Below are 7059 nucleotides of genomic sequence, written 5' to 3' on the forward strand. Positions count from 1 at the left end.
TACAACGCAGAGCTCACGGCTAAAATAGCCGCTGAGTGACGAACTCCAACATCTCCGGAAAACCCGGTCTGGTTCAGGACGATAGTCGCCAGCCCTTGCTTGGAGCCGGTGCCAAAGCTCTGCCAATAGCTTTCAAGTGCCTTGCCAGTCGTGATTTGGTGGTGACCCATGATGATCGTGATATCGCCTACCCCGATTTGACCATCCAGCCGGGCGAAAGTGTTGCCATTTCCGGGCCTAGCGGTGTCGGCAAGACAACACTTCTTCGCCTGCTGGCGGGACTTGAACAACCCAATTCTGGTTTTGTTGAAATCAGCGGTGCGGTGTTGACCTACATGACTGCTGATGCGTGGCGGGCGTCTGTGGGATGGATGCCGCAAACACCTCGGTTCACGGGCCAATCGTTGCGAACTAATATCGGCTTTGGGAATGAGCTAGATGATGCTGTATTGGACGTTACGCAGGTCGCGCCGATCATTGCGACGCTTCCGCACAAAGACAAAACAGCCTTGGCCGAAAACGGCGCGGGGCTTTCTGGCGGTGAGGCGCGCCGGGTTATGCTGGCGCGAGCGCTAAACAGAAAACCTCGGATCGTTTTTGCGGATGAACCCACGGCTGATCTGGATGCCGACACGGCGCAAGACATCATTGACGGACTTTTGGCGTACGTGGACGGGGGCGGAACTCTGATCGCGGCGACACATGCTCCACGCTTGATTTCACAGATGCAGCGGCATCTTGAGCTTGAGGTCCCCGAATGAAATCGTTGGCGAAACTAATGCTTCTTTTGTTCCGAGGCGAAAAACGTGCCTTCGCTCAAGGGTGCGCTCTTTCGCTCTTGGTGCTGGTCATGGGTGTGGCTTTGCTGGCGCTGTCGGGTTGGTTCATCACGGCTGCGGCTGCGGCTGGCATGGTTGGTCTAGGCACCCTGTTCAACGTATTCGCACCTTCAGCAATGGTTCGGTTTCTTGCCTTGGGGCGCACTGCCGCGCGGTATGGAGAGCGGTTGACGACCCATGATGCAACTTTGCGCGCATTGTCAAACCTCCGAGGTCAGTTGCTAATGGGCGTTCTGAAATCACCCTACAGACAGCTTGAGCGCCTGCGCGCGAGTGTTTTTCTCAATCGCGTCACCGCCGATATCGACGCGCTTGACGGTTTGGCCCTACGGCTTTTACTGCCGGGCATTGCTGGATTGGCGGTGATTTTGGTATCAGCGATTGCTGTTGGTCTAATGGTTCACCCCTCTATCGGTTTGGTAATCCTGGTTGGGTATGGATTTGGCCCGACGCTTGTCTTTCTTGTGGGGCAGTCGCTTGCGGAACGTCCGTCGCGCCGAGCCGAAGCCGAAATGCAAGCCTTACGTAGCCGTGTCATCGACCTCATCACGGTGCGCGAAGAACTTATTGCCTTTGGGCAGGTTCCAAAGGCGCAGGCCAGTATCGGCAAAGCTGCAAACTACCAGTTGAACGGGCAGGCGTCGGTTGAAGCGATCGAGAGACAGACAGGGTTCTGGCTTGAATTGATGGGCTGGAGTGTTGTGACGCTGTCGCTCGGGATCGGCGCGTCACTGGCGCAATCGGGTACAATTTCTCCGGCTCAGGCGGCAATCGGCATTTTCACAGCGCTCGCCCTATCTGAAACGGTAGCACCGGTACGCCGTGCTTTGTCCGAAATTGGCCAAATGCGGACTGCAGCAAAGCGAATTGCACCAATGCTGGATCAGGCGGATCAGACCGTGGCGACTGACCCGTTTCATGGTTCGGATAAACCGCTTGCTGCCGATGACCTTGTTGCAACGCGCGGGCTAAATGGCAGCCCTTTGTTTGCACCGCTTAGTTTCTATGTCGCGCCTCGAGAAACCGTGGCTCTAACCGGGCGAAGCGGATGCGGTAAATCCACAATCCTGCTCATGGCGGCAGGTCAGATCGCACCAAGCGGAGGGGATTTGTCATACGGCGGTGCTTCTCTGCATTTGATCCCAGCCGAAACCCTGAACACGCATATCGCTATGGTCCCACAAAGACATGCATTGGTCGCGGGCACGATTGCCGAGAACTTGCGGTTGGCCGCCCCGGACGCGTCGGATGCAGAGCTTTGGGAGGCGCTGGAGGTGGTTCAGCTTGCACAGACAATTCGAGCCAAAGGTGGTTTGGATGCGCGTTTGGAGTTTCGCGGTACCGGGTTGTCCGGGGGCGAGGGGCGGCGGCTTGTCTTAGCGCGGGCGCTTTTGTGCAAGCCGGATCTTTTGCTCTTGGACGAGCCGACCGAGGGGCTGGACTCGCCATTGGCGAAATCAGTTTTGGATGGGTTGCGCAAAGCCATGCCGAAAGCCGCTATTCTTATGGCAGCTCACAGACCCGAAGAAGTCGCCTTTGCCGACCGCGTTGTGCAGGTTGTCTCGAACGCGACAAACTTCCTCAAATAATCCGCATCTTTGATGCGGGTTTTTGACTCAGATCAAATTACACATCTCTGAATCAGCATATGACGTGGTTAATCCGCATCGTGGATGCGTAATTTAACCATTAAGGAGTCCCCCTCATGGAGATCGGACTGGTCGAGCTGTCGCGCATGCAATTTGCGCTGACCGCCATGTATCACTTTCTCTTCGTGCCGCTGACACTGGGTCTGTCGATCCTCGTGGCGATTATGGAAACCGTCTACGTCATGACCAACCGTCCAATCTGGCGGCAGATGACGAAGTTTTGGGGCACGCTATTCGGCATTAACTTTGTTTTGGGTGTCGCCACCGGTATCACGATGGAATTCCAGTTCGGGATGAACTGGAGCTACTACAGCCATTACGTTGGCGACATCTTCGGCGCGCCACTGGCCATCGAGGGCCTGATGGCCTTCTTCCTTGAAGCGACCTTTGTCGGCCTTTTCTTCTTTGGCTGGGACAAGCTGAGCAAAGTCCAGCACATGGTCGTGGCCTGGTTGGTTGCCATCGGGTCGAATTTTTCGGCGCTGTGGATTCTGATCGCCAATGGCTGGATGCAGAACCCTGTAGGGGCTGAGTTCAACCCCGATACGATGCGCATGGAAATGACGTCGTTCTTTGACGTGCTCTTTAACGAGGTGGCGCAGGCGAAATTCGTGCACACCGTCTCGGCCGGCTACGTAACCGCGTCCGTCTTCGTGCTGGGCGTCTCGGCGCTCTACCTGATTCAGAACAAGCACAAGGACTTGGCGCGTCGGTCGATTGCTGTTTCCTCGGCCTTTGGCCTTGCGGCTGCACTGTCGGTCGTCGTGCTTGGTGACGAATCCGGATACTCGGCCAGCCACACCCAAAAGATGAAGCTCGCGGCGATAGAAGCGATGTGGGAAACCCACGACGCACCGGCACCCTTCACTGCGATCGGCTTTCCGGATCAAGAAGCACGTGAAACCCACTATGCGCTGGAAATCCCTTGGGCGATGGGCCTGATCGGCACACGTAGCCTCAACAAGGAAATCCCCGGGATCAATGATCTGGTGGCGGAATCCGAGGACCGAATCCGCGAAGGTCTGATTGCTTATGACGCGTTGATGACCATCCGCGAAGAACGCGAAGCAACGCCACAAGCCGTGCGCGACAGTTTTGAGGCACATTCGGAAAACCTGGGCTTTGCCCTTTTGCTCAAGCGCTATGTCGATGACCCGCGCACTGCGTCTGAAGAGCAGATCAAGATGGCTGCCGATGACACCGTTCCCGGTGTGGCCCCTCTGTTCTGGGCGTTCCGCATCATGGTGGCGCTTGGGTTCAGCTTTATCGCTGTGATGGCCTATTTCTTCTACCGCGCCTCGTTCCGGAACATGCAGTTCCCGCGCTGGTCGCTGTATGCCGCCGTTGCCATCATCCCGACACCATGGATTGCGGCAGAGCTGGGGTGGTTCGTAGCCGAGTTTGGCCGCCAGCCCTGGACCGTGGACGGCGTGCTGCCAACGGCGCTGAGCGCGTCGCATCTTAGCATTGCGGATTTGCTGATCACACTGGCCGGGTTCCTCATCTTCTATTCGGTCCTCTTCGTGATCGAGGTCAGCCTGATGGTGAAATACATCCGCAAAGGCCCGTTCCAGGACGTCGACGAAACCAATGCCTGGCAGGAACGGCACGAGGCGCGGCTGCGCGCTGAGACACCCGCTCCAACCCTTGCAGCCACACCTGCGGAGTAAGACAGATGATCCTTTTTGAACTTATCGAATACGATATCCTTCGCGTGATCTGGTGGGCGCTTCTGGGCGTGCTGCTGATCGGATTTGCCCTGACTGACGGGTTCGACATGGGGGTCGGCGCATTGCTGCCCTTCGTCGCCAAGACGGACGTCGAACGCCGCGTGGCGATCAACACAGTCGGCCCGGTCTGGGAAGGCAACCAAGTGTGGTTCATCCTTGGCGGCGGCGCGATCTTTGCCGCGTGGCCACCGCTTTACGCTGTCAGCTTTTCGGGCTTCTACCTTGCGATGTTCGTGGTGCTGGCAGCCTTCATCGTGCGCCCCGTCGCGTTCAAATATCGCTCCAAGCGGGATGACGCCACATGGCGCACCCGCTGGGATTGGGCGCTGTTTGCCGGTGGTGCGGTGCCAGCACTTTTGTTCGGCGTGGCGGTGGGCAACGTGTTGCTGGGCGTGCCGTTCTACCTGACCGAAGACCTGATGCCGATGTATCCGGGTAACTTTGCCATCAAGTTCATCGGCCTCTTGCGTCCCTTCGCGCTGTTGGCCGGGGTGGTATCGCTGTCGATGCTGCTGATGCACGGTGCTGCGTGGTTGTCGCTCAAGGCCGAGGGTGTGGTCGCCGAACGCGCCCGCGCCATCGGGATCAAGGCGGGCATCGTTGCCGCTGCGGGCTATGCGCTTGCGGGGATCTGGCTTGCCTTGGGCGTTGATGGTTTCGCCTTGGGTGAGGTCGCAGCCAATGGCCCGTCAAACCCGCTCTATTCTGAGGTCACCCGCGGTGGATCATGGCTGTCGTCTTATGCCGCGCGTCCGTGGATCACGATTGCACCGATCATGGGCTTTGTCGGAATCGCACTGGCGGTGATGGGGCTGCGCGCGGGCCGCGAAGTGTCGACACTGCTCTGGTCAAAGATGGGCATCCTCGGAATCATCTCGTCTGTTGGCTTGACCATGTTCCCTTTCATCCTGCCATCGACCCTTGATCCGAACAGCTCTCTCACCGTGTGGGACGCATCGTCGTCGCATCAGACGCTGTTCATCATGCTGGTGGTCACGGCGATCTTTATGCCGCTGATCCTGATGTACACCGCATGGGTTTACAAAGTGCTCTGGGGCAAAGTCACCGAAGCGCAAGTCACTGAAAACGCTGACACAGTTTACTGATGGAGACGAAAATGAAACCTATCGCAACAGCACTGGCCGCACTGGCAATTGCCACTGCCAGCCTGGCTCCAGCGGCCCCGGCTTTTGCACAAGACGCCGATAAGCCTGGTCTCTTTGTGAACCTGACAACCGACGACACATGGTCCGCCGCCAAAGCCATCATGTTCGCCCATGAAAAGGCGCTCAAGAACGGGCACGAACCGGTCGCAATCTGGCTGAACGTGCGGGCCGTCTATCTTGCCGACAAAAAGCGCCCCAGCCACATTCACGGGCTGATGGCCGAAAACGGCACTTCGGTCCAGGACATGCTGACAGCGTTTATCGCCGATGGCGGCCAAGTGATCATGTGCAGCGCCTGTTCCAAAGCCGCCGGACTGACCGAGGCCGACTATATCGACGGCGTGACCATGGGAACATGGCCTGTTGTCGAAGGTCTGCTGTTCGATCCCGATGTCAAAACCCTCGCTTGGTAACCCGAAAGGATCAAAACCATGTGGTATTTCGCTTGGCTTCTTGGGCTTCCCCTCGCCGCTCTCTTCGCCGTCCTGAACGCGATCTGGCTTGAGATGCGCACCGACGCTTGTTTCTCAGATGAAGGAGACTGTCCGATGGGTGAACACACCCATTAAACGTCCGCACACCGAATGACCGGGGGCTTGTTCCTTCCTCCCCCAGTCCGGCGCGGGCCCCGTTATGGCAAGGGGCCTGCGCCTCACACCTCACATGAAACCCTCAAAGGATATACTAAATGAAAAAGATCATTCTCTCTGCTTGTGCAGCGTTTGCCCTCACAGGACCTGCGCTTGCGCAAGAAGCCCCGGAAACGCTGGTCACAATCCTGACCGCACCTGAACCCCAGACTCAATTGATGGCGATGGTTCTGGCCGTTCAAGCTGCGCAACAGGGGGCTGCACCTCATATCTTGCTTTGCGGTCCAGCGGGTGACCTTGCGCTGAAAGACGCGCCTGCAACTGCAACCACACCGCAACCACCGCGCGATATGAGTCCTCAAGGATTGCTGACCAAGATCGCTGGTATGCCCAATGCCAAGGTCGAGGTTTGCGCCATCTACTTGCCTGGAAAAGGCGCGCAAGCCGATGTGCTGATGGATGGTGTCACCGTGGCTCAACCGCCTGCAATGGCAGCCGCGATGATTGCACCGAACGCCCGGATCGCAAGCTACTGACACGAAGGCCCGCGGACTCAAGGGTTCGTGGGCTTTTTCATCTTCACTTCGAATGTATGCGGAGGAATACACTCATGGACACCAAGCTGAACAGACGACAGATGCTGTCGCTCGCGGCTGGCGTCGCGGCACTGGCCACAACCAGCACAGCCGACCGCGCAGAGGCCCAGATCGCCACGAAGGCACGTATCGTCATAATCGGTGCAGGGGCGGGTGGAACCTCGCTTGCAAACCGGTTGGTGACGCGCCTCGACGGTGCGCAAATCACGCTGATTGACCCACGCGCAGAGCACTTGTATCAACCGGGGTTGTCGCTTGTGGCGGCTGGTTTGAAACCTCAAAACTATGTGGTGTCCAAGACAATTGACTGGCTGCCCGACGGCGTCACTCTGATTTCTGAGGCTGCCGCTGCGATTGATCCAGAGGCCAGGACGGTCGATACCACCAGCGGCCAGACCGTTGCCTATGATTTTCTTGTCGTGGCCCCGGGCTTGATCCTGGATCACGATGCAGTCGAAGGCTTTTCGCTGGATATGGTGGGCGAGAATG

8 protein-coding genes are annotated in these 7059 nt (G+C 57.8%); all 8 read left to right on the plus strand.

From position 1 onward, the window contains the following. The first annotated feature begins 161 nt into the window (after nt 1-161). Nucleotides 162-761, plus strand: a complete 600-nt coding sequence (locus ACTG4M_RS16605; RefSeq protein WP_439124783.1) for an ATP-binding cassette domain-containing protein — start codon at nt 162-164, stop codon at nt 759-761. Nucleotides 762-778: 17 nt separating this feature from the next. Then, nucleotides 779-2428, plus strand: coding sequence for an amino acid ABC transporter ATP-binding/permease protein (locus ACTG4M_RS16610; RefSeq protein ID WP_439124784.1), 1650 nt, complete (start codon nt 779-781; stop codon nt 2426-2428). A gap of 116 nt (nt 2429-2544) precedes the next feature. Beyond that, on the plus strand, nt 2545-4158 hold the full coding sequence (locus tag ACTG4M_RS16615) for a cytochrome ubiquinol oxidase subunit I (protein WP_439124785.1): 1614 nt from the start codon (nt 2545-2547) through the stop codon (nt 4156-4158). A 5-nt stretch (nt 4159-4163) separates the two neighbouring features. Further along, entirely contained in the window at nt 4164-5324 is a 1161-nt protein-coding gene (cydB, locus tag ACTG4M_RS16620) for a cytochrome d ubiquinol oxidase subunit II (protein ID WP_439124786.1), read from the plus strand. 11 nt (nt 5325-5335) lie between these two features. Continuing rightward, complete coding sequence (locus ACTG4M_RS16625; protein ID WP_439124787.1) at nt 5336-5797, plus strand: DsrE family protein; 462 nt, start codon at nt 5336-5338, stop codon at nt 5795-5797. A gap of 18 nt (nt 5798-5815) precedes the next feature. Beyond that, nucleotides 5816-5953: a cytochrome bd-I oxidase subunit CydX gene (gene cydX / locus ACTG4M_RS16630; RefSeq protein WP_292307641.1), complete on the plus strand. Its 138-nt coding sequence runs from the start codon at nt 5816-5818 to the stop codon at nt 5951-5953. 119 nt (nt 5954-6072) lie between these two features. Next, the gene (locus ACTG4M_RS16635) at nt 6073-6510 is read left to right on the plus strand and encodes a hypothetical protein (protein ID WP_439124788.1); all 438 of its coding nucleotides are present in this window, start codon (nt 6073-6075) and stop codon (nt 6508-6510) included. Between the two features lie 74 nt (nt 6511-6584). After that, on the plus strand, nt 6585-7059 hold a 475-nt coding region (locus tag ACTG4M_RS16640; RefSeq protein ID WP_439124789.1), incomplete at its 3' end, for an FAD-dependent oxidoreductase.

Source organism: Marivita sp., assembly GCF_965656765.1.
Classification (GTDB): Bacteria; Pseudomonadota; Alphaproteobacteria; order Rhodobacterales; family Rhodobacteraceae; genus Marivita.